19 protein-coding genes are annotated in these 22,583 nt (G+C 52.0%); 15 read left to right on the top strand and 4 right to left on the bottom strand.

All coding sequences use genetic code 11. The annotated features are described in order from the left end of the window. Nucleotides 1-38: 38 nt before the first annotated feature. A complete protein-coding gene (locus NE473_RS16825) occupies nt 39-2,675 on the top strand; it encodes a cation-translocating P-type ATPase (RefSeq protein ID WP_055651108.1) in 2,637 nt (878 codons plus the stop codon). Here the strand turns inward: NE473_RS16825 and NE473_RS16820 are convergent. Further along, on the bottom strand, nt 2,657-3,340 hold the full coding sequence (locus tag NE473_RS16820; protein ID WP_055651107.1) for a CatA-like O-acetyltransferase: 684 nt from the start codon (nt 3,338-3,340) through the stop codon (nt 2,657-2,659). The genes NE473_RS16825 and NE473_RS16820 overlap by 19 nt on opposite strands. Nucleotides 3,341-3,567: 227 nt before the next feature. Between NE473_RS16820 and NE473_RS16815 the strand changes: the two genes are divergently transcribed. After that, nucleotides 3,568-4,137 carry a TetR/AcrR family transcriptional regulator C-terminal domain-containing protein gene (locus tag NE473_RS16815; protein ID WP_022031421.1) on the top strand — a complete coding sequence of 190 codons (570 nt, stop codon included), beginning with the start codon at nt 3,568-3,570 and terminating at the stop codon, nt 4,135-4,137. A gap of 209 nt (nt 4,138-4,346) precedes the next feature. Further along, the gene (gene fucO, locus NE473_RS16810; RefSeq protein WP_055651106.1) at nt 4,347-5,495 is read left to right on the top strand and encodes a lactaldehyde reductase; all 1,149 of its coding nucleotides are present in this window, start codon (nt 4,347-4,349) and stop codon (nt 5,493-5,495) included. A 118-nt stretch (nt 5,496-5,613) separates the two neighbouring features. Here the strand turns inward: fucO and NE473_RS16805 are convergent, their stop codons facing one another. Continuing rightward, nucleotides 5,614-6,504 carry a hypothetical protein gene (locus NE473_RS16805; protein ID WP_055651105.1) on the bottom strand — a complete coding sequence of 297 codons (891 nt, stop codon included), beginning with the start codon at nt 6,502-6,504 and terminating at the stop codon, nt 5,614-5,616. A gap of 377 nt (nt 6,505-6,881) precedes the next feature. Further along, nucleotides 6,882-7,745 carry an AraC family transcriptional regulator gene (locus NE473_RS16800; protein ID WP_055651104.1) on the bottom strand — a complete coding sequence of 288 codons (864 nt, stop codon included), beginning with the start codon at nt 7,743-7,745 and terminating at the stop codon, nt 6,882-6,884. 198 nt (nt 7,746-7,943) lie between these two features. On the opposite strand from NE473_RS16800, the gene NE473_RS16795 reads away from it, so the two are divergent. From NE473_RS16795 to NE473_RS16770, 6 genes are all read left to right on the top strand, one after another. Further along, on the top strand, nt 7,944-9,326 hold the full coding sequence (locus tag NE473_RS16795) for an MFS transporter (protein WP_055651103.1): 1,383 nt from the start codon (nt 7,944-7,946) through the stop codon (nt 9,324-9,326). Nucleotides 9,327-9,337: 11 nt separating this feature from the next. Then, on the top strand, nt 9,338-10,315 hold the full coding sequence (locus tag NE473_RS16790) for an amidohydrolase family protein (RefSeq protein WP_055651149.1): 978 nt from the start codon (nt 9,338-9,340) through the stop codon (nt 10,313-10,315). Then, nucleotides 10,312-11,148 (top strand): creatininase family protein, encoded by an 837-nt coding sequence (locus NE473_RS16785; protein WP_055651148.1) that lies wholly within the window; start codon nt 10,312-10,314, stop codon nt 11,146-11,148. Before NE473_RS16790 ends, NE473_RS16785 begins: the two co-directional genes overlap by 4 nt. Next, nucleotides 11,145-12,560 (top strand): carboxylesterase family protein, encoded by a 1,416-nt coding sequence (locus NE473_RS16780; protein ID WP_055651102.1) that lies wholly within the window; start codon nt 11,145-11,147, stop codon nt 12,558-12,560. Before NE473_RS16785 ends, NE473_RS16780 begins: the two co-directional genes overlap by 4 nt. A 109-nt stretch (nt 12,561-12,669) precedes the next feature. Beyond that, nucleotides 12,670-14,487, top strand: a complete 1,818-nt coding sequence (gene uidA, locus NE473_RS16775; protein WP_022031427.1) for a beta-glucuronidase — start codon at nt 12,670-12,672, stop codon at nt 14,485-14,487. A 201-nt stretch (nt 14,488-14,688) separates the two neighbouring features. Next, complete coding sequence (locus NE473_RS16770; protein ID WP_055651101.1) at nt 14,689-15,486, top strand: histidine phosphatase family protein; 798 nt, start codon at nt 14,689-14,691, stop codon at nt 15,484-15,486. Between the two features lie 119 nt (nt 15,487-15,605). Here the strand turns inward: NE473_RS16770 and NE473_RS16765 are convergent, their stop codons facing one another. Then, a complete protein-coding gene (locus NE473_RS16765; protein ID WP_055651100.1) occupies nt 15,606-16,895 on the bottom strand; it encodes an alkyl/aryl-sulfatase in 1,290 nt (429 codons plus the stop codon). Nucleotides 16,896-17,041: 146 nt separating this feature from the next. Between NE473_RS16765 and NE473_RS16760 the strand changes: the two genes are divergently transcribed. The 6 genes from NE473_RS16760 to NE473_RS16735 all read left to right on the top strand — a co-directional run bounded on the left by NE473_RS16760 (nt 17,042) and on the right by NE473_RS16735 (nt 22,331). Beyond that, complete coding sequence (locus tag NE473_RS16760) at nt 17,042-18,058, top strand: hypothetical protein (RefSeq protein ID WP_155521602.1); 1,017 nt, start codon at nt 17,042-17,044, stop codon at nt 18,056-18,058. Between the two features lie 39 nt (nt 18,059-18,097). Continuing rightward, a complete protein-coding gene (locus tag NE473_RS16755; protein WP_055651098.1) occupies nt 18,098-18,313 on the top strand; it encodes a hypothetical protein in 216 nt (71 codons plus the stop codon). A 59-nt stretch (nt 18,314-18,372) separates the two neighbouring features. After that, nucleotides 18,373-18,792, top strand: a complete 420-nt coding sequence (locus NE473_RS16750; RefSeq protein WP_022031431.1) for a VOC family protein — start codon at nt 18,373-18,375, stop codon at nt 18,790-18,792. 98 nt (nt 18,793-18,890) lie between these two features. Then, nucleotides 18,891-20,267, top strand: a complete 1,377-nt coding sequence (locus NE473_RS16745) for an MATE family efflux transporter (protein ID WP_006774776.1) — start codon at nt 18,891-18,893, stop codon at nt 20,265-20,267. 41 nt (nt 20,268-20,308) lie between these two features. After that, complete coding sequence (locus NE473_RS16740) at nt 20,309-21,220, top strand: acetamidase/formamidase family protein (protein ID WP_055651097.1); 912 nt, start codon at nt 20,309-20,311, stop codon at nt 21,218-21,220. Nucleotides 21,221-21,305: 85 nt separating this feature from the next. Next, a complete protein-coding gene (locus NE473_RS16735; protein ID WP_055651096.1) occupies nt 21,306-22,331 on the top strand; it encodes a branched-chain amino acid aminotransferase in 1,026 nt (341 codons plus the stop codon). The last annotated feature ends 252 nt before the right edge of the window (nt 22,332-22,583 follow it).

The following is a 22,583-nucleotide window of genomic DNA, read 5'->3' as shown; positions in this document are numbered from 1 at the left end:
TCCATCTTACAGCCGGATAAAAGGCAGGAGGTGCGGTGATGAAGGGATATTTGGATACTTCAGAGGTAGTTCTGGAAAAACTGAATACGAAACGGACAGGCCTGAGTGCAGAGGAAGCGGCCGGAAGACTTATGGCAGATGGAAAGAATAAACTGAAGGGGACGAAGCCGGTTCCGCTCTGGAGGCGCTTTTTGAGTCAGCTGGCCGATCCGATGATCGTGATTCTGATTGCGGCAGCGGTGGTCTCTGGAATGACGGCGGTCTATGCGGGGGAGTCGTTTGCGGATGTGATCATTATCATGATTGTCGTTCTTATCAATGCGGTGCTGGGGGTGGCGCAGGAGAGCAAGGCTGAGAAAGCCATAGCCGCCCTGCAGGAGATCGCGGCGGCCACTTCCAGGGTGATGCGGGACGGTAAGCAGCAGACGATTCGGAGCGAGGACCTTGTGCGCGGCGATATCATCGTCCTGGAGGCGGGAGATGCGGTGCCGGCAGATGGCAGGATTCTGGAGTGCGCCAGCATGAAGGTGGAGGAAGCTGCCCTGACCGGAGAGTCAGTGCCGGTTCTCAAGACGGAACGCGTTCTTTCCCTGGAGGGGGGGATGAAGGACATCCCCCTGGGCGACAGGAAGAACATGGTTTACATGGGAAGCACGGTCGTATATGGTCGCGGAGCTGCGGTCGTGACAGGCACCGGCATGGAGACGGAGATGGGGAAGATCGCAGATGCCCTGACTCAGGCAAAGGATCATGAGACGCCGCTTCAGGGAAAGCTTTCTCAGCTGAGCCGGATTCTCAGCGTGCTGGTGCTCGGAATCTGCGTTATTATATTTGCAGTCAGCTTACTGCGTGCGTATCCGGACATTTCCGGGTACACGGTCATAGATACGTTTATGATTGCCGTGAGCCTGGCAGTGGCAGCCATACCGGAAGGCCTGGCGGCCGTTGTCACCATCGTGCTCTCCATCGGCGTCACCAACATGTCCAGGAAAAACGCTATTATCCGGAAGCTGACGGCCGTTGAGACTCTTGGGTGCACTCAGATTATCTGTTCCGACAAAACGGGAACGCTGACGCAGAACCGGATGACCGTCGTGGAACACACCGGAACCGATGAGAAGGCGCTGGCAGCGGCCATGGCACTCTGTAACGATGCACATTTAAACGATAAGAATGAGGCGGAGGGAGAGCCCACCGAGGCTGCTCTTGTAGCCTACGCATGGTCCGCAGGACTTGACCAGAACAGCCTGAAACGGGAGTATGTACGGATTGGTGAGGCGCCCTTCGATTCTATGCGGAAGATGATGTCGACCGTACACGAAAAGGCGGATGGAACCGTGATCCAGTTCACGAAAGGAGCTCCGGATGAGGTCCTGAAACGCTGTACCCACATATTATCGGAGGGAAGGGCCGTTCCGCTGTGTGAGGAGGACCGGGAAAAAATTCTCCTCACCAATAAATCGCTGGCCGGCCGGGCTCTCCGTGTCCTTGCGGCGGCAGCGAGAGAGTACGCGGCCCGTCCCTCCGGCTGGGAGGCCGAAGATCTGGAGCAGAAGCTCTGTTTCCTCGGTCTCACCGGAATGATCGACCCGGTGCGCCCCGAGGTACTGCCTGCCATGAAAGAGTGCCGCAGAGCCGGAATCCGTCCCATTATGATTACCGGCGATCATAAAGACACGGCGGTGGCTATCGCCATGCAGCTTGGAATTATCACCTCCCCGGAGCAGGCCATCACAGGCGCTGGTCTGGACGAGATATCCGATGAGGACTTCGGCGATGAGATCGGGAAGTATTCCGTTTACGCCAGGGTTCAGCCGGAGCACAAGGTTAGAATCGTAAACGGGTGGAGAGCGAAAGGCTGTATTACCGCCATGACGGGAGACGGAGTCAACGACGCGCCTTCCATCAAGAATGCCGATATCGGTGTGGGAATGGGAATTACCGGTACCGATGTGACGAAGAATGCAGCGGATATGGTGCTGGCGGACGATAATTTTGCCACGATTGTCTCGGCGGTGGGGGAGGGACGGAGAATCTATGACAACATTCGAAAGTCCATACAGTTTCTCCTGTCCTCCAACTTATCAGAGGTGCTGTCCATCTTTTTTGCGACGCTTCTCGGCTTTGTCATTCTGAAGCCGGTCCATCTCCTCTGGATCAATCTGATTACCGACTGCTTTCCGGCGCTGGCGCTGGGGATGGAGGAGCCGGAAAAGGACGTTATGAACCGGCCGCCCCGCAGCCCGAAGGAAGGGATTTTCGCGGGCGGGGTCGGATTTCATGTGGCGGTTCAGGGGATTGCGGTGACCGTAATCACCCTGGCTTCGTATCTGATCGGCCATTATCTGGAGGCGGGCGTGTGGGAGATTACGAACAGTGCGGATGGCATGACCATGGCGTTTCTGACCCTGTCCATGACGGAGATCTTCCATTCCTTCAATATGCGGTCTCTGAATCAGTCGGTATTTACCTTAAAACACCATAATCCGTGGCTGTGGCTGTCCATGGCGGCTTCCTTTCTGTGCACGACCGTGGTCATCTACGTCCCGTTCCTGTCCGATGCATTTGAATTTGAACATATTTCCCTGACCGAGTATGCGGTGGCAATCGGACTGGCCTTCTGCATTGTTCCGTTTGTGGAAGGGATGAAATGGCTTCAGCGAAGGCGGAAATGAGGAACGTTCTCTGCAAATGCCTCCGCTTCACACTGCAGGTTTTCCAGAAATCGATTGATATGATATCCGTCAGTCGTCGCATGATGGCAGGTAATTGAGAGCGGCATCATAATTCTGCCGTCGTTTTCATAGAATCTGCCTGCCTCAACGGACGGAAGATAGTACGGCTTGTTCTCATAGGAGTGAACCGAAAAATGTTTAAATGACACCCAGGGAATACAGGAAATGGTATAGGCATTCGCGGGAGGTGTCTGCCCGGCCTGAGCCAGAACGCCGTGACTGCCGCCGTACCTCCTCTGGTTGTCCAGACAGGACTGATAAAACACCATGAAATTATCTGCGTACTCCGTCCACATAAGGGAAAAGGTATTATCGTCCTCATGAAAGGCCGCGTAAAGCGGTGTGAGTGTGTCAAAGTAGCCAACCTGCCCCTCCACTTCGGCGGTTTTGAATTCCGTCTGCATTTGAAGCGTTTTGGTCACGAGCCATAAGTAGGCTGGGAAGAACTTGATACCGGCATGCTTGAGAGCTGTTCTCATCGCTGTAATGTCGAGATCGACGGTCAGGGAATATCCGGTCGGAGCCATTTTTGAGAAATAGTAAAACATCTGTGCCCTCGGCCATGTCTGCATGTCGAGCGGCGTAAATTTAACAGTTTGATCCATTGTGACACCTCCTTTTTTCTATTATAGGAATTTTCAATAAAAATACAATCAACGCTCCGTAGACTGCGTAACAGCTCAGCTCTGTTCCATTTGAAAAAAATAGTATTTTATGGTAGGATGAAGAAAAACCTGCACACAAAAGAAGTGAGACATTCACGGCAGCCGCCAATTGGATATGCCCGCGTGGCCTGTTGCCTTCGTGTGAATAAACGATACAGGAGCTTAGAATGACGGCTTATGTAAGTAAAAATGAAAAAACAAAATACCGGCTGGCAGACTCCGTCAAGCAGTGCATGATGACGACGCCAGTGGACAAAATCACGGTTCAGAATATCGTGGACGGCTGTGATATGACGCGCCAGACCTTTTACCGGAATTTTAAGGACAAGTATGATTTAATCAACTGGTATTTCGACAAGCTGGTGCTGGAATCCTTTGCCCGGATCGGCGTGGAGAAGACGGTCTGCCAGAGCCTGGAGGAGAAGTTTGAATTTATCAAGAAGGAGAAGGTGTTCTTTACCGAGGCCTTCCGCTCGGATGATTACAACTCCCTGAAGGAACACGATTTTGAACTGATTATGGGGTTCTATCAGGAGCTGATCACACGCAGGACCCATAAGCCTCTGGAGGAGGATATTCAGTTTTTGCTGGAGATGTACTGCCGCGGATCCGTCTATATGACTGTGAAATGGGTCCTGAGCGGAATGAAGCAGACCCCGGGGGAGATGGCGGCCAGCCTGGTGGAGGCCATGCCGCCGCGGCTTTCGGCTGTGTTTCAGGAGGCCGGGCTCGTATAACGCGGATCTGGGAGCGGTACCTGGCTGCTGGTACGGCCGGTCTGTATTGATATTGTATAGAAATAAAGTTACAGTTTGCGGGATTTGTAACATTTGTTACAAACAAAGGGGATTGTAACTTTATTTTTTAAACCGGTTTTGTTAAAATAATAACAGAAAGTAAATGGTGTCCATTGGACCCATAAAAGATAGGAAAAGGAGAGATTATCATGGCAAACAGAATCGTTCTGAATGAAACATCGTATCACGGAGCAGGTGCAATCAATGAAATTCCGGGAGAGGTAACAAAGAGAGGATTTCACAAGGCATTTATTGCATCCGATCCAGATCTGGTAAAATTCGGCGTCACAGCGAAGGTAACAAAGATTCTGGAAGAGAACGGAATGGACTACGAGGTTTATTCCAACATCAAACCAAACCCAACCATCGAAAACGTACAGACCGGTGTCGAGGCCTTTAAGAAATCCGGCGCAGACTACATTATCGCTATCGGCGGCGGTTCCTCCATGGATACCTCCAAAGCCGTAGGCATCATCATCACTAACCCTGAGTTTGCCGATGTCAGAAGTTTAGAGGGCGTGGCTCCGACGAAGAATCCGTGTGTTCCGATTCTGGCTGTTCCGACAACAGCGGGTACGGCGGCAGAGGTTACCATCAACTACGTTATTACCGACGTTGAGAAGAAACGTAAATTCGTCTGTGTTGATACACATGATATCCCGGTTGTTGCTTTCGTTGATCCGGAGATGATGTCCAGCATGCCGAAGGGCTTAACCGCTTCCACAGGTATGGATGCGCTGACCCATGCGATCGAGGGATATACGACAAAGGGAGCCAACGAGATTACGGATATGTTTAACTTGAAGGCAATCGAAAAGATCGCCTCCAGCTTAAGAGATGCGGTTGAAAATAAGCCGGAAGGCCGTGAAGGCATGGCTCTGGGACAGTACTTAACCGGTATGGGCTTCTCCAACTGCGGACTTGGCATCGTTCATTCCATGGCTCACGCTCTGGGCGCCGTATATGACACGCCCCACGGTGTCGCCAATGCGATTCTGCTTCCGACGATCATGGAATACAACGCAGATGCCACAGGCGATAAATTCCGCGATATCGCAAAGGCCATGGGCGTAGAGGGAACCGAGACCATGACGGTGGAAGAATACCGGAAAGCGGCAGTTGATGCAGTGAAGAAGCTGTCCCAGGATGTGGGGATTCCGGCTGACTTAACGGCCATCGTAAAGGAAGAGGATGTTCAGTTCCTGGCTGAGTCTGCCGTTGCAGACGCGTGCGCACCGGGTAATCCCAAGGAAGCAGGCCTGGAAGACATAATTGCGTTATATAAGAGCCTGATGTAAGGAAACGAAGAACGGGAGTTCGGACAGGCTGTAATATAGAAGCAGATAAAAAGAATAAAGACGCTGTTTCATTGATGGAGAGAAATCGATGAAACGGCGTCTTTTTATGGATTATGCGTTAGTTTGGTGTCTGCTTTGAAAAACGGGTGTAATAGTTTATGGCATCTTTTTCCATTAACGAAAAATTGGCCTGCAGCTTTTGGATAATACGCTGTTCCGGGACGTTTTCGGAAACATTGTCCTGAATAAAGACTTGGATGCCTTTTTCCATTCCCTTTTCCATACCCCGTTGATATCCTTCATCCATTAACATCTGTCCGACTAATGTCATCTGCATCTCCTCCTCCAATTTTTTAGCGTACGCCCGGTCAATGACTTTGTCTGTAAAAGTCAGGATTCCGGCTATTACCTTCAGCTGGCCCTCCCTGTCAGGCAGTCGTTTACCGAGAGTTACGGCTTTTTCAATCGTTTCCTGCTTGCGCTTTTTTCCTTTTACGGTCAGCGGCAGAATCATCAGTTCCATCAATTCTTCTTCCGCCAGCTTTTCTCCGGCGTCGATTTTGTGTTTCAGGCGGTCGTAGATCTGACTGCCGTCTAAATGAATTAAGTAGGCGGATTCCACGATCAGGATCAGGCCGCCTAAATCGTATCGTTCTTCCGCGCGCTCCACATCGGCCGTATAGATGACAACCATTTTGAGCTGCTTTAAATCTTTCAGCTCCCTGCGAACCGCAAAACGGCGGATAACTCTGGCAATGTAATTGAGATATTTTACGAAGTTTTCCCTGCTGAAGGAGGATTCATAGTCGATGATGGCTAAAGAACCGTCGTTCAACAGGAATAAATTGTCCAGCCTCAATTCATTGCTTTCGATGACAGGCAGGTTCGTAGGCAGGATATCCACAATCTTTAGCTCCGGAAGCCCGAAAGCGGCGAGGCTCTTCCCTTTTAATGTCTCCGCCATCAGCTTGGAGGTAATATCCTTGTTCTGATATGCGATTTCTTCCATTTCTTATTCTTTCTCCTTTTATTATACGTAAATAACCGGACAGTTTCAAGAGTTCCGTCCTTAAATAATCAAATCGCGTCACCTGCCTTTAGTCCATTTTTTCATGAGTTCAGGGATATTTTTCTGAGATTGCCTGAGATATTCAGAACATTACCATCTTCCGGCAGAACGCGGAAATGGATAGGATAATCGTATGACAGATGTATGGAAAAGTCAAGTATTATTTACTGAAATAAATGGTAATTTTGCTTATACTGCACATAAGAGTTTACCGCAGCATATGAAAAAACTGGTTTCCCGGATCCGGCAAGTACACAGTTTCAGCCCGCCTCGCCTCCCCTTACAGCGTCCGTGTACCACCCTTCACAAAAATGCTTCTACGCATCATGGCGATGGAAATTCTTAAATTCCCGCGGCGATATACCGTACTCCTTCTTAAAGGAGCGATAGAAGGAAGAGTAGTCGGGGAATCCGCAGCTTTCCCATATTTCCTGGAGGGGAACTCCGGACAGGATTCCGTTTTTGGCCGCGATCAGACGGCGCTGGATCACACAGTGATGAAAGGATACCTGCATGTTTTTCTGAAAGGTGTGGGAAATGGTGGAGGGGCTTACCAGGAAATGCTTCGCTGTCCCTTCCAGCGTAATCTTTTCCATCAGGTGTTCATCAATATAGCGGAAGAGATCATCCACCAGAACGCTTTTTTCCGCGGCCGGCATCTGCAGATCCTGATAGTAATAGGTGCGGCTTATGTGAGCCATCAGGCTGATGACTGCGGTCCGGGCACAGTATCCCCAGCCCGGCTTCTGTTCCTCCGTCTCCTTGAGAGCTGCGGCTGCAGCGGAAAAGAGCCCAGACCAGGTCGCACGGGTGGAACGCAGAAGATAGCTTCCCCGTTTCTGACACTGCTCGAAGGCAAAATTCAAATCCGGGAATTCCTCACACTGCTGATGCCAGTAGGCAGCGTTAATCCAGATGACATATCGGGAATACGGCTCTCTTAGCGGCTCCGGAAAGAGCGGCTGATGGCTGACCCCGGGCGGAATCAGCAGAATATCTCCCTGCTGGACGCGGAATCTTTTATCTCCTAAAAGATAGTGGATATTGCCGCTTTTGCAGAGCAGGATCTCATAAAAGGTGTGGCTGTGCAGAAAGACATGGCCGGTATTGTCTGTATTTGTCTGAATGCGGATTTCCGTACAGGAATCCTGCATCTGTATTTCTTTCCAGTAATTAATCATAAGGCCTCCATGGTTAAAATGTATAAAAAAATGCAAGAATATTATGAAAAATAAATAAAACCACATAATCTGATTGCAAGAATTACAATATATAATGCAAGAAGCGCAATTTAAATTGCGAAAATTACACAATATAATAGAACTATAACAAATGAACATAAGAATTTCAAGTCTTATGGGAAGAAAAGGAGAGGTTTTATGAAAGAGACACGAAAGTTTGGAATCAGAGACCAGATCGGGTATGTATGCGGAGACATGGCAGGCAGCTTTGTAAACCTGTACGTCGATGCATTTTTCCTCACATTCTGTACGTATGTGTTGGGAATCAAGGCGGCGTGGATGGGAAGCATGTTCCTGTTTGCAAGGCTGTGGGATGCGTTTAACGATCCGATGATCGGTTCGTTTCCGGACAGATGGCAGATTGGCAAAAGCGGAGACAAATTTAAACCGTATATTAAGATTGCGATGATTCCGCTGGCTGTTTCCGGCCTGCTGTGCTTTGCCGACGTCAGCAGCTGGGGCTCTCTGGCGAAGCATGTCTGGGTCGTATTCGCTTACATCGTATACGGCATGAGCTATACCGGAACTTCCATGCCCTTTGGTTCCATGGCATCTGTAGTTACCAACGATCCGGTCGAGAGAACAAAGCTTTCCAGAGCCCGTTCCATCGGCGGAACCATCGTCGGAATCGGAGCCATTTCCCTGGTTCCCCAGTTCGTATTTAACAAATTGGGCGACGTGGTAGCCGGCGGCTTCTTCAAGGTAGCGGTGGTATTCGGAATCTTATCCATCATCTGCTACTGTCTGCTGCTGCATTTCACGACAGAGCGTGTCCGTCAGCCAAAGACAGAGGGACAGAAGTTTCATTACGGCAAGGTATTAAAGAGCGTATTTAAGAACCGTCCGATGCTGGGCGTGATGCTGGCGACGGTGGGCAGCCTTCTGTTTATCACCGGCAACAGCCAGCTGGGAAGCTATCTCTACAAGGAGTTCTACCATGCGCCGCAGGTACTGACGCTGGTATCCTTAATCAGTATTCCGATTATGCTTGTATTTTTCCCGCTGATTCCGAAGCTGAGTCAGAAATATGGAAAGCGCAACGTCATTTTAGTGTGTTCCGGTTATAATCTTGTGATTTCCCTCATTCTGTTTATGGTACCCATTGAGAATGTGTACTTATTCCTGGTGGTCAATACACTGGCAACCAGCGGACAGACGGCGTTTACCATGCTGATCTGGGCATTTGTCACAGACTGCATCGATTACCATGAGTATCAGACCGGAGAGCGCAGCGACGGAAGCCTGTATTCCATTTATACATTCTCCAGAAAGATCGGTTCCACGCTGGCATCCACCATCGCCTCCTTCTCACTGGGAGCGATCGGTTATATCTCCGGTATTGAAGCACAGACAGCCGTTGTCGCCGGTCATATCCGTTCCCTCTGCACCTTTATTCCGGTAGCAACCTGCGTGCTGGAGCTTCTGGGCATCGGACTCGTATACAACCTGACCAATCAGAAGACGACGGAGATGTACGCGGTGTTAAAGAAACGGAGAGAAGAGGAACAGGCACAGGAATGATGGGAAGACGTATGGATAAAAAGATAGATATTCATCTTCATTTGAGTGAACGGGTGATTCCGGAAGGGCTTGGAATGAAAATTTCCAGCGGAGCGGAAATGCTGCCGCATCTGGATGCCCTCGGAATCGGGATGGGAATCGTCATGTCGTCGGGCGAGAAGCAGGCGGTGTTCGGTTCCAATGCTTCATGCAGAAAAATTGCGGAGCAATACCCGGACCGGTACGCCTGGATGTGTATGCTGGACGAGACGGAGCCGGAGACCGTATACGAGAGATTAAAGAAGTACCGCAGCGAAGGCGCTGTCGGCGTCGGGGAGCTGACTGTCAACCACAGGCTGGATCATCCGTTTTTAGAGGCGGTGTTTCAGGCCGCGGAGGCGCTGGGCCTTCCGGTGCTGTTTCACATGAGCCCGGAGGAAGGCTTTCAGTACGGCGTGGTGGATGAGCCGGGGCTGCCTCTTCTGGAACGGACTTTGCAGAAGTATCCGGACCTGATTTTGATCGGTCACAGTCAGCCGTTCTGGCATGAGATATCAGGCGACGCCGGAGCTTCCCGGGAAGACCGGTATGAATGGGGAAAAGGCCCGGTGACGCCTGGCGGGCGGCTGGGGCAGTTATTTGAAGCATACCCGAATTTGTATGGTGATTTGTCGGCCAACAGCGGGGGCTGTGCCGTGATGCGGGATGAGGCGTTTGGTCTCGCGTTTCTGGAGACCTGGAAGGACCGCCTGATGTTTGGAACCGACATGGTGAATGTTGACATGGAATTCCCGCTGGGCAGCTGGCTGGATCAAAAAGCGGCGGAGGGAGCCCTCTCTCCGGCCGCATATCAGGCTGTTGTGAGCGGAAATGCAGAACGGATTTTCCGGCTGTGCGGAAACCGGGACCGGGAGTCGGAAGGAAGGTCTGCAGCGGCAGAGGCGGAAGAACCGTCGGGGAAGATAATAGAAGAGAAGACGATGAAAGGAGATCAAGGATGGAGGAAATGAGAACGAGAATTCTGCCCCGTATGCTGAATGACGAGGTGGAAGCGTATCTGACACGAGGTGATGTCATCATTGTTCCTGTGGGAACGGTGGAACTCCACGGGGGACTGCCCCTCGACAGCGAGACGGTAATCAGCGAGGCGTTTGCCCTTCGGATGGCGGAGGCGGCCGACGGACTGGTACTGACGGGTCTGCCGTACTTCTACGCCGGAGCCACAGCCATTGGACGCGGAACGACTCAGGTCAGCGTGCGGGAAGGCATCGACTATCTGGGAGCCATTGCGAGAAGCCTTCTTCGCCAGGGCTTTAAGCGCCAGATTTACGTCAGCTTTCACGGCCCGGCTCACATGACCTGCTGCCCGATGGTAAGAGATTTCTTCGATGTGACAGGAGTGCCGATCCTGTATATGGATCTGACAATGCAGATGATCCAGAGCGCTAAGGATTTATTCAAGTCCCTGGACAGCTTTCATTCCATTACGGTCGGCGCCTATCAGATGATGGGTCGGCTGGAGGAGGTTCCGTTTACCACGGGATACTGTCATAAGGAACCTCAGACGACGAAACCGTTTGACCATCTGTTCAGCCTGGCTTACCAGAGCGGCAGCATCGGCTACTGCTTCGGTGATGCGAAGGATCATATGAGTACACCGGCGATTCCGGATGCCGCCAGAAGAAAAGAACTGGCAGATGAAGGGGAAGTGCTGATCAATGAGATCGTAAAGCGTCTGGATATGAAAACAATTACAGAGGAGATGAGGTCCCTGGAAGCCTTCGAGCAGGATGTCATGAAGCGGTATCCCTGGATTCCGGCCTCAGGCGGGCTGCAGCGATGAGAGAAGAAATCATGAAAACAGAGTCCGGGCCGGTCGCCGGCGGTTCCGCGCGGCTGATAAAAACGCCATGCGGAACCGTAAGAGGAGCGGTTTCGGCGAAGGGAGACTGCGTTGTCTTTAAAGGAATCCGCTACGCAGAGGCGGAACGCTTCTGTTATCCGACGGAGGTGACACACTGGGACGGTGTTTATGAGGCAGACCGGTTCGGAAACTGTTCTTACCAGCCCAGGGCGTTCTATGACGAGTCAAAGGTGCCTGAGAAGGCGTTTTATTACCATGAGTTCCGGGAGGGAGAGTCCTATACCTACAGTGAAGACTGCCTGTTTTTAAACATCTGGACTCCGCTGAATGCGGAGCGTGCGCCTGTACTGTTTTACATTCACGGCGGCGGCTTTAAGGGCGGATGCGGCCATGAGAAGCATTTTGACGGCGCCGCCTACTGCCGTCAGGGAATCCTGACAGTGACGATCAATTACCGTCTGGGCCCTCTGGGATTTGCCTGTATGGAGGAATGGAAGGACGAGAAGGGACGTACCGGCAACTACGCCATGTATGACCAGATGGCGGCTCTGTCATGGATCCGGCGCAATATCGCCGCATTTGGCGGAGACCCGGACCGGATCACCCTGATGGGGCAGTCGGCCGGCGCCATGAGCGTACAGCAGCACTGCCTCTCTCCGCTGACGAGGGGCAGCTTCTGCGGGGCTGTTATGATGAGCGGAGGCGGTGTCATGAAAGGCTTTTCTCCCACAGCAGCCTTAAACGATGCGGAACCCTTCTGGCGTGAGCTGGACCGCCGGGTGGTGAAGGCGTGCGGAGTGGGAATGAGGAAAGCGGAACCGTCTGTAATCTTTAAAGAGTTTCACACACTGACGAAGGAACGGCCGAAGGCAGCCATGGCATGCGGACCGATCATAGACGGCATATTTCTGCCGGAGCCGCCCATGGAGATCGTCTCAGACGGCGGTGCTCACGAGATCCCTTATCTCATGGGTTCCACCAGCGAGGATATCGTTCCTCCGATTGTACATAAGATGGCCAAGGGCTGGGCCCGGCTTCAGTCTGATATGGGAAGATGCCCATCCTACGCCTTTTTCTTCGACAGACAGCTGCCGGGAGATGACTGCGGCGCGTGGCATTCCGCGGATTTGTGGTATGCATTCGGCACGCTGGAAAACAGCTGGCGTCCATTTGGTGCATGGGACCGTGAACTGTCGGATATTATGGTGCGGTATTTTTCTGATTTTATCCGCACGGGAAACCCGAACGGCGGCGGTCTTCCCCGGTGGCTTCCCATGGAAAAGGGCCAGAACCGGGTGATGCGTTTCGGTGATCATGCGGTGGCCATGGGAGGCGTGTCCGTTGCCAGGCTGAACCATACGATGCGAACGAAACCTTCGGTAGGAGAATAAAGTTACAATACCTAAAAATTGTCCGGATTCCCGTCAAAACTGTCCTAGCAGTATTGGCGGGAAATCTGTTATAATAATAACAGAATAATAGAAGGAGAGTGTATGGGACATGTTATATCCGATTTTAACACAGTCGAGAGGACTGATGGATTTAAGCGGCGTCTGGGCTTTTAAACTGGACGATGGCCGCGGCTTTGAAGAAAAATGGTATGAGAGGCCTCTGGAGGCAGCCATGACCATGCCTGTTCCGGCGTCCTACAACGATCTGAAAGAAGGGGAAGCCTTCCGGGATCATTACGGCTGGTGCTTTTACCAGAGAACGCTGGCTGTGCCGTCCTATATGAGGGAGCAGCGTCTGGTTCTGCGGTTTGCCGCAGTGACCCACATTGCCAGGGTTTATTTAAACGGAGTCTTAATTGCAGAGCACAAGGGAGGCTTTCTTCCGTTCGAGGTGCAGATTAACGAGTATCTGAAAGAAGGAGAGAATCTCCTGACTGTGGCGGTGGACAACCGGATCGATCATACCACCCTTCCGGTCGGCAGCGAAGCGGGCGGCGGAATGGGAGATCTGATGGGGATGGGAGGCGGAAAGACATCCAGAAAGAGAAATAATCCCAACTTCGATTTCTTTAATTACTGCGGAATTACCCGTCCGGTCAAGCTGTATACGACACCTGCCTCCTATATACAGGATATCTTCTTAAACGCCGAGGTGGAAAATACGACCGCGCGCATCACGTACCATCTTGAGACTGTGGGAGAGGCCACTGCGAAAATCGCGGTCTATACGAAAGACGGCAGACTGGCGGCGGAGGCGGAGGGAACCGACGGTACTCTGGAGATCTCCGATGTCATCCTGTGGCAGCCGCTCTGTGCTTATTTATATGATGTGAGAGTGACTTACGGGGAGGATGTCTATACCCTTCCTTATGGAGTCCGTACGGTTAAGACCGAAGGCGGTAAATTTCTGATCAACGGCCGCCCGTTCTATTTCAAGGGCTACGGCAAACACGAGGATACCTTCCCGGCCGGCCGCGGGCTTAACCTTCCGATGAATACGAAGGATATTTCTCTGATGAAGTGGCAGGGAGCCAACAGCTTCCGTACAAGCCATTATCCCTACAGCGAGGAGATGATGCGTCTGTGCGACGAGGAGGGAATCGTGGTGATCGACGAGACACCGGCAGTTGGAGTCCATTTGAATTTCGGAGGCGGTGCAAACTTTAAAGACGGAAAACGGGTCAATACCTTCGATCCGCCGGAAGAGGGCGGAATCCGGACACACAGCCACCATATGGACGTAGTCCGCGACATGATTCTGCGCGACAAGAATCACGCCTGTGTCGTCATGTGGAGTATTGCCAACGAGTCTGATTCCGGCGGACCCGGTGCCTACGCCTATTTTAAACCGCTGTATGATCTGGCAAGGGAGACTGATCCCCAGAAACGCCCCTGTACCATCGTAAGTGTCCAGATGCCTAATTACAAAGAAGACTGCACGATTGAGCTGAGCGACGTCTTCTGCTTAAACCGCTATTACGGCTGGTATGCCTGCGGCGGCGATCTGGATATGGCGAAAGAACTGTGCAGGGAAGAACTGACCTTCTGGAATTCCCTTGGAAAGCCGTTCATGTATACGGAATATGGCGCCGACACGGTAAGCGGCTTCCACGACACGACTCCGGTCATGTACACGGAGGAGTATCAGGTGGAGTACTATAAGGTAAACCACGAGATCACCGATTCCCTGGAAAACTTCGTAGGCGAGCAGGTGTGGAATTTCGCCGATTTTGCTACCAGCCAGAGCCTTCTCAGGGTGCAGGGAAATAAAAAAGGAATCTTTACAAGAGACAGAAAGCCCAAGCTGGTCGCCCACTATCTCCGTGACAGATGGACGAAAATACCGGAATTCGGGTATAAAGAGTAAGAGTCTGACGGCCGTATCCCGTTTTGCAGCGGGATGCGGCTGTTTTTGCACCGTCTGTCTGTATCTGCCTGCGTCCTCCGACCGGGAAAAAGGGTCAATTAACGTGTATGATTTGGTTAAGATATGCGTAGATAACGCCCGGAAAAATGATTACAATAAAACTGTTCAGTCAGAAATATGGAAAATAACGGAGGAGAGAAAATGAGACAAAAAAGACAGATGGTTATGATGGCGGCGGGGCTGTTATGCATTTCTGCGATTCTGGCAGGCTGCGCAAAGGCTCAGGTACAGGCACAGGAGACGGCTAAGGAGCAGATGCCGGTTACCCTGTATCTGACGAGACACGGAAAGACCATGCTGAATACTACGGGGCGTATGCAGGGGTGGTGCGATTCCCCACTGACGGAAGAGGGGGCGGCGGTGGCCGAAAAACTGGGGGCTGGATTAAAAAAAGCCGGAATTACGTTTGACGCGGTTTACACAAGTGACAGCGGACGGGCAATTGAGACGGCGGAGCTGGTTCTTAAGAACAATGGACAGCAGGATTTGGCTGTGCAGAAAAATCCCAGGATACGCGAAGTGTGCTACGGCATTTACGAAGGAGCCATGCCGGCGGAGGCATACGCACCGGCAGCAAAGGCACTGGGCTATGACAGTGTGGATACCATGATGGGAGCGGTGATGAGCGGCGCGATGACGATCAATGAAGCCGTGTCAGCCATGGCAAAAACCGACGAGAGCAAAACGGCAGAGACATGGGAGACCGCGCAGAAGCGGGTTATGGAAGGTCTCCGTGAGATCGCGGATGAGGCGGCCCGGAAGGGACAGAATCAGGTGCTGGTGGTCTCGCACGGGATGGCCATATCCGCCGCGGTTGCTGCGATTGATCCGGAGGCAGAGGCAGGGGAACTGGGCAATGCTTCCATTACAAAACTGATCTGTGACGGCAGGACATTTACCGTGGAATCAGTGAACGATATGAGCTATATCGAAGAATAGAGTATCAGAAACTCAGTCAGAGGGGAGAATCGGATAGGGAAGATACGGATGAAATCCGTCGTTCCTGTCCGGTTCTCCCCTCTGTGTGGTTCCTGTGGAAGTTATTTCCGCGGGGTTTGTTATTCGGTATCCAGCTCTTTGGCGCAGCTGAGATAGTAGTGGCGTCCATTAGCACTGGTTTCCAGCCGGGCGAGTTCTCTTAAGCTCCCGGCCTTTAAACGGCGGGCATTGTCACCTGCGTCCTTCGACACCGCGTCTCCGGCGCCGAGAAGAAGGTCGCAGAGTTCAGCGGCCCACTGGAATTCCGATTCCGTCAGTGCTTTTTTGACAGCGTCGGAAACGGCCTGTTCGCCGCCTGCCAGTTCTACCAGTCTGCGGGAATATTCCTCCGGTGCCGTGCGGTTTAAATTGGACGGGTTGCCGTCAAACCATCCTACATATCCCTGATAGATGGCGCGCACGGACCATTGCACGGTGCCGTAATACTCCTGAAGGTACGGCAGATTTCGGTACCGCTCCGGAAGGACCACCCTGGCGGCAGTTTCATCCTGGGAGAGTCCCTGGCTGATGCAGGAGAGCGTCTCATCTAAGACATAGCGGATGGCCTCCTGATAATTACCGAGCACCTCGCTGATCCGTTCGCGTCCCAGTACCGGCAGCATGTGGCCGGGAAGCAGGGCATCGGCAGGATAACTCCTGATGCGTTCCAGACTGTCCACCCAGGCGGCGATATCGCGGTACTGTCCGCCGCGTATGGCGTAGAGATTGGGCCAGCATCCGTAGTAGTTGTCACCGCAGCACATGATCCGCTCCCCGGGAAGCCACAGAAAGATCTGATCATCCGTCTCTCCGACCGCGGATACCATCTCGAAGGTGACTCCATCGATGGTGCGTATGACGGAATCTTCGGTATAGAGCGTGGCAGGCGGAAGAAACGAATAGACGCCGTCGCCGATGGCGTGGCCTTCCCGGATTCCCAGTCCCTGGGTAATGAGCTCTTCGTCGGTCAGACCGTAGCCGAACTGGCGGAAAGTTCTTTTGTTCAGGATTGGATTGATCCGGTCGGTGCCTTTTAATACGGCCTTTTTCGGGGCAAAGGCGATGATCTCCTCCACCGTGTCCCGGAACGCGCCGCCGCCGCCCCGGTGATCCGGGTGACCATGGGTATAGATGATTGTTTTAACCGGTTTATCCGTGAGACGGGACAGCTCATCCCTCAGGCGCGCGGCTCTGGCATCGGAGTCCAGGGTATCGATCAGTATCAGGGACGTATCCCCTTCCACGATGATACAGTTGCTGTGCCCCCAGCCGACTGCGATTCTGACACGGTCGGTGATTGTGATTAGTTCCTTTGGAAACGCGGTATCGTTAAATTCTCTTAATCTTGTTTCAGCGTCATTGCTTAACAAACAGATCCCTCCCTGTACTTTTTCTTAAGTTTATCATAGTTTCGGATACTTTACAAATGAATGGTTCCCTGAGTATAATGAAAGAAGCACAGGCGGGACAGGAAACTGCAGCGCCGGGTGAGCGATATGTGGGAAAGGAAAAAAGTATGAGTGTAGGTTTTACATGCCAGGCAGTGGTGAAGGATAAACGATTTGTTAAGCAGATGATCCGGATGCTGGGAGAGGAGAAACGGTATGAGGTGCGGCAGGAAGAGGACTATATGCGCGTGGGATTCTGCCGGCTGGGAGATCTGTTCTTTCAGTTCGGTTCCGGGCTGGACGGGGAAATTCCGACGCAGATGGTCTATGGGGAATGCACCTCAAGCCTGGCGGGAGCGGGATTTCATGCGGCGGCGGTCCGTTTTGTGGAGGAACTGGCCAGAGAGACGGAGATGGAAATAATCCTCAGCGATGAGACCGGTTATGGAGATGACCATGATTTTGACCGGATGAGAGAGGAGCATTTTTATGGCTGGCTGAAGAATCTGGTTTCTGTATGCCGGGAGCGGGAGGAACAGTGGCCGGAGGCCGTTTCATTCGGTCTCTGCTGGGATCTGGACCAGTATACGCCGGAGGAGGTTCCGGGAACCGTGTTCACCCCCTTCGGCCGGTTCTCAATCCAGAAAATAGTCGGCTGGGTGGAGCAGGAGGGAATTGAGCCCTTTGCAAAGGAGTTTTTTATCTGGAATGAACCGGGCCGGGATGCCGGATATTACAGAAACACGGCCCTCAGCCTGATGTGGGAAGAGTGTTATTTTATGCCGGGCAGCAGGAGCGGCCGGGACAGGCGGATCAACGACCGGATCATCGATGATCTGGAACGCTCCCTTCTCCTGGACAGGAGCCTTCCGTTTCCTGCGGAGGAATACATAACGCTCTGCCGGTTAAATGAAAGGGAGCCGGAGTCTGTGGCGGACGTGCCGATGTATGAAGCGGATTATCCCATCGGTTACAGACGGGGGAACGTGCGGGAGAAGATCGGCAGTATGACCTTTGTCATTCCGGGATCCTATCTCTATGAATACGATGAGGACGGCAATTCTCATTCGTGGTACGACGATCTGGAAGAGGGCTGGCATGCGGTTCGGATTACGGCGTTAAAAAGCAGGGAGGAGAGTCCGTAGATCACGGAACGGATCTTTAGCGGGGCGGATGGCGAGCCGGTGGATGGTGAGAACGGCTGTCTAAAGTACCGGTTTGCATTCGCCGGGACGGTGGAACCGGAGACAGAGGAGGCGTACAGCCAGTATGTCGGTGAGGTGGCCGGCGGTTACCAGATTGCACTGATTACGGCTTCCTGTGAGCACAGAGAGGATGAGTGGGCAGAGGCATTTTTTCGAAGCGTGGCCCATTCGCCGGAGGCAAAGCTGGAAAAATGATAAAGAAATGGATATCTGGTTATAATAATTCCATCTTAGAATCCAAGGAGGAACACAGGATGGAATTTACACCCTATATCCGTTTTAACGGAAGCTGCCGGGAGGCGGTGGAATTTTATGCGAAGGCGTTCGGGGCGGAGCAGCCGAAGGTTCTGACGTTCGGTGAGAGCGGGGAGAACCCTGCGTGGCCGATGCCGGAGGAGGCGAAGAAACTGATTATGCATGCGGAGATCGTTGTGGAAGGACGGAAGCTGATGTTTTCCGACACGTTTCCGGGTATGCCGTATGAGCAGGGAAACCATATTACGATCGCGGTGGCGCCTGAGGATGAGGAGACGGCCAGGAGGATTTTCGGACATTTGAAGGAAGGCGGAAAGGTCGAGATGGAGCTTTCCGAGACGGCCTGGAGCAGCTGCTATGGTATGGTGACGGACCGCTACGGCATCGGATGGCAGATGAATGTCCTGAGAGGACAGTGACCGTGCGGCCTTTTGCAGCAGGCGATAAAGCGCTTTGCAAATGCGGCGGTTAGTGATATGATAGATAGAAATGTTACAGGTAAAAGGATTGAAACACAATGTCAGACACGGCAAATGATTTTTCAAAAGGCAGTATCGTAGCGAATATTATGAAGCTGGCAGTTCCCATGACGCTGGCCCAGTTAATCAATGTACTTTATAATATTATTGACAGGATCTATATCGGACGGATTCCGGAAAATGCCACGCTGGCGTTAACCGGACTCGGGCTCTGTCTGCCCATTATTTCCATGGTCATCGCGTTCGCCAATCTCTTTGGCATGGGTGGGGCACCGTTGTGCTCCATCGAACGCGGGCGCGGGAATAAGAAGGAAGCGGAATTGATCATGGGTAATTCCTTTGTTTTGATGGTTCTGTTTGGAATCGGCCTGACCGTGGTGGGACTGGCTCTCAAAAAGCCCATGCTCTATCTGTTCGGGGCCAGTGACAACACGTATCCGTATGCGGATCAGTACATAAGCATCTATCTTCTTGGCAGTATTTTCGTGATGATCGGTCTGGGGATGAACAGCTTCATCAATTCGCAGGGCTTCGGTACGATCGGTATGATGACCGTGCTGCTCGGCGCGATTGCCAATATTATTCTGGATCCCATCTTTATCTTCACCTTACACATGGGAGTGCAGGGAGCGGCGCTTGCCACGATTCTTTCCCAGCTGCTTTCGGCCGTCTGGATCGTAAAGTTTTTAACGGGCAGCAAGGCGATCTTAAGACTGAGAACCTCGGCGTTCCGGCTGAAGAAGCAGCGTGTAAAAGATATCGTGGCCCTTGGCATGTCGGGGTTTACCATGGCGATTACCAACAGCTCGGTGCAGATTATGTACAATGCGTCGCTGCAGCACTACGGCGGTGATCTGTATGTGGGAATCATGACCGTGATCAACTCTATCCGGGAAATCATCTCCATGCCGGTCAACGGTCTGACCAACAGCGCACAGCCGGTGATGGGGTTCAATTACGGGGCAGGGGAGTATAAACGGGTGAAACGGGCCATTGTTTTTATTTCAGTGGTCTCCATTGCCTACACGACGGTTATGTGGCTGTTTGTCCATGGCTTTCCGGAATTTTTTATCCGTATCTTCAATCAGGATGCAGATCTGGTCAGGGAGGGAATTCCGGCCATGCGGATCTACTACTTCGGCTTTTTTATGATGTCGCTTCAGTTTGCCGGCCAATCTGTGTTTGTGGCTCTGGGAAAAGCGAAGAATGCGGTATTTTTCTCGATATTCAGGAAAGTAATCATTGTAATCCCGCTGATGCTGCTCCTTCCTCTGATGTTTGGACTGGGAACGGACGGCGTCCTTATGGCGGAACCGGTGTCCAACTTCATCGGCGGTGCAGCCTGCTTTATCACGATGCTGATTACAGTATGGCCGGAACTTAGCGGAAAGAAACGTGAAAAATCCAAAACGTGAAAAATTCAGCTGCGAAACTAAACAGGATCAGGAGAATCGAAATGAAAGTGATAACGAAAGATTTTATAACGAATGTGCTCTCGAAGGACAATGCAGCCTGTGCTTCCGTCAGATCGGGAGAGACTGTGGTATTTGAGACGTATGACTGTTTTACCAACCAGTTTCTGCCGGAGGAGGCCACGTTTGAAAATGTGGTGAGAAAACCGGGGAATCCGGCGACCGGGCCTCTGTACATTGAGGGAGCGATGCCGGGGGACATGCTCAGAATTGAGATTCTGGACATCGAACTGGGGCCTGTCGGCATTGTGATGCTGGGGCCGGGCAGCGGAAGTGAGAGAACGGAATTTCCGGAAAAGATACTGAAACGTGTTCCTGTCAAAGACGGAAAGGCATACTACGACGGCAAAGTGGAGATACCGGTAGAACCGATGATCGGCGTGATCGGAGTGGCCCCTGCGGCGGAAGGCGTTTCCACCATAACTCCCATGGATCATGGCGGTAATATGGACTGCACCCAGATCAAAAAAGGCGCTGTGCTGTATCTTCCTGTCTTTGTGGAAGGAGGCCTTTTATCGATGGGAGACTTTCACGCCATCATGGGAGACGGAGAAGTGGAGGACTGCGGTCTGGAGATCGAAGGCCGGGCCACGGTACACGTTGACGTAGTGCGGAATCAATACTGTGTGCCTTACCCCATGATTGAGACGGAGGACCGTCTGGTTACCATCGCGTCGGCGGAGGACGTGGAAGGTGCATGGAGGGCCGCGACGAGACAGATGTTTGATTTTATGAGAGAAAAGATTGGGATGAGTGTTTCGGACGCTGGGATGCTTTTGACGATGACAGGCAGCCTGATCATCTGTCAGACCGTGAATCCGATGAAAACTGTCAGAATGGAATTGCCTCGTTATATAACTAAAGGTTATGGCTTTTATTCGATCTTTGGCTCATGAGGAAAATGTCTTGACTTTTATATGGAAAAGTATAATAATGAAAAAAATTAAGAAACACATCATCTAGGGAAAGAGGAAGATACGTATGGAAAAGAAGAACATCGACTGGGGAAATTTAGGCTTTGGATACGTACAGACGGATAAAAGGTATGTATCCAATTTTAAGGGCGGAGCCTGGGATGAGGGAACTCTGACCGGGGACCCGAATATTGTGTTAAATGAATGCGCGGGTGTTCTGCAGTATGCACAGACCATTTTTGAAGGGTTAAAGGCTTACACCACCGAGGATGGACGTATCGTGACCTTCCGCCCGGACTTAAATGCAGAGCGTATGGAGAATTCTGCCAGAAGGCTTGAGATGCCGGTGTTCCCGAAGGAGCGTTTCGTTGACGCCGTTACGAAGACGGTGGCTGCCAACGCAGCGTATGTGCCTCCGTTCGGCAGCGGGGCGACTCTCTACGTCAGACCGTATATGTTTGGAAGCAATCCGGTAATCGGAGTGAAACCGGCGGATGAGTACCAGTTCCGGATTTTCACTACACCGGTAGGACCGTACTTTAAGGGTGGGGTGAAGCCGCTTACCATCTGTGTCAGCGACTTCGACCGCGCGGCGCCTCATGGTACAGGCCATATCAAGGCCGGTTTAAACTACGCCATGAGCCTGCACGCAATTATGGAAGCCCACCGCGCCGGATTTGACGAGAATATGTATTTGGACCCGGCGACCAGGACGAAGGTGGAGGAGACTGGCGGAGCCAACTTCCTATTTGTGACAAAAGATAAGAAGGTGGTTATTCCGAAGTCTGAAAGCATCCTGCCGTCGATTACACGCCGTTCCCTGATGGTGGTTGCCAAGGAGTATCTGGGGCTGGAAGTGGAAGAGCGGGAAGTACTTTTGGAAGAGGTGAAGGACTTCGCAGAATGTGGATTGTGTGGTACCGCGGCGGTTATCTCCCCTGTGGGATGCATTGTGGATCACGGGAAAGCGATCTGCATGCCGAGCGGCATGAGCGAGATGGGCGAAGTGACGAAGAAGCTGTACGACACGCTGACCGGAATCCAGATGGGACGGATTGAGGCTCCTGAGGGATGGATTCATGTGATTGAATAAAGGGATAAAGAACAGGCGCGGCACGTGATGTGCTGCGCCTGTACTGTGTCAGGAGTGCTGTTTCTAACCAGTCCGGAACCTCACAGCCCGGGAACTGTTACACACGTCAGGAAGGTTCACCAGCGGAGGCGGGATTTGTTTATTGCCTTTTGTTTTTTTATATGCTATACTTGCTTTACTAATTTCCATTGATATCTGGAAATCTAATGCCATGATCCGGCATCAGGGCAGTTCTGCCAAAGGATTCTCAAA

This window comes from Hungatella sp. SL.1.14, from assembly GCF_024460495.1.
Lineage (GTDB): Bacteria > Bacillota > Clostridia > Lachnospirales > Lachnospiraceae > Hungatella > Hungatella hathewayi.
Note: the sequence above shows the minus strand (reverse complement) of the source record. Positions and strands in the feature narration are given on the sequence as shown.

What these genes read in the sequence shown, in the direction of transcription:
- NE473_RS16805 (WP_055651105.1), bottom strand. Translation starts at nt 6,504, where the DNA reads ATGGAAGAAATCGCATATCAGAACAAGGATATTACCTCCAAGCTGATG.
- NE473_RS16770 (WP_055651101.1), top strand. Translation starts at nt 14,689, where the DNA reads ATGAGACAAAAAAGACAGATGGTTATGATGGCGGCGGGGCTGTTATGC.
- NE473_RS16800 (WP_055651104.1), bottom strand. Translation starts at nt 7,745, where the DNA reads ATGATTAATTACTGGAAAGAAATACAGATGCAGGATTCCTGTACGGAA.
- NE473_RS16740 (WP_055651097.1), top strand. Translation starts at nt 20,309, where the DNA reads ATGAAAGTGATAACGAAAGATTTTATAACGAATGTGCTCTCGAAGGAC.
- uidA (WP_022031427.1), top strand. Translation starts at nt 12,670, where the DNA reads ATGTTATATCCGATTTTAACACAGTCGAGAGGACTGATGGATTTAAGC.
- NE473_RS16785 (WP_055651148.1), top strand. Translation starts at nt 10,312, where the DNA reads ATGAGAACGAGAATTCTGCCCCGTATGCTGAATGACGAGGTGGAAGCG.
- NE473_RS16735 (WP_055651096.1), top strand. Translation starts at nt 21,306, where the DNA reads ATGGAAAAGAAGAACATCGACTGGGGAAATTTAGGCTTTGGATACGTA.
- fucO (WP_055651106.1), top strand. Translation starts at nt 4,347, where the DNA reads ATGGCAAACAGAATCGTTCTGAATGAAACATCGTATCACGGAGCAGGT.
- NE473_RS16795 (WP_055651103.1), top strand. Translation starts at nt 7,944, where the DNA reads ATGAAAGAGACACGAAAGTTTGGAATCAGAGACCAGATCGGGTATGTA.
- NE473_RS16820 (WP_055651107.1), bottom strand. Translation starts at nt 3,340, where the DNA reads ATGGATCAAACTGTTAAATTTACGCCGCTCGACATGCAGACATGGCCG.
- NE473_RS16745 (WP_006774776.1), top strand. Translation starts at nt 18,891, where the DNA reads ATGTCAGACACGGCAAATGATTTTTCAAAAGGCAGTATCGTAGCGAAT.
- NE473_RS16815 (WP_022031421.1), top strand. Translation starts at nt 3,568, where the DNA reads ATGACGGCTTATGTAAGTAAAAATGAAAAAACAAAATACCGGCTGGCA.
- NE473_RS16780 (WP_055651102.1), top strand. Translation starts at nt 11,145, where the DNA reads ATGAGAGAAGAAATCATGAAAACAGAGTCCGGGCCGGTCGCCGGCGGT.
- NE473_RS16750 (WP_022031431.1), top strand. Translation starts at nt 18,373, where the DNA reads ATGGAATTTACACCCTATATCCGTTTTAACGGAAGCTGCCGGGAGGCG.
- NE473_RS16760 (WP_155521602.1), top strand. Translation starts at nt 17,042, where the DNA reads ATGAGTGTAGGTTTTACATGCCAGGCAGTGGTGAAGGATAAACGATTT.
- NE473_RS16790 (WP_055651149.1), top strand. Translation starts at nt 9,338, where the DNA reads ATGGATAAAAAGATAGATATTCATCTTCATTTGAGTGAACGGGTGATT.
- NE473_RS16825 (WP_055651108.1), top strand. Translation starts at nt 39, where the DNA reads ATGAAGGGATATTTGGATACTTCAGAGGTAGTTCTGGAAAAACTGAAT.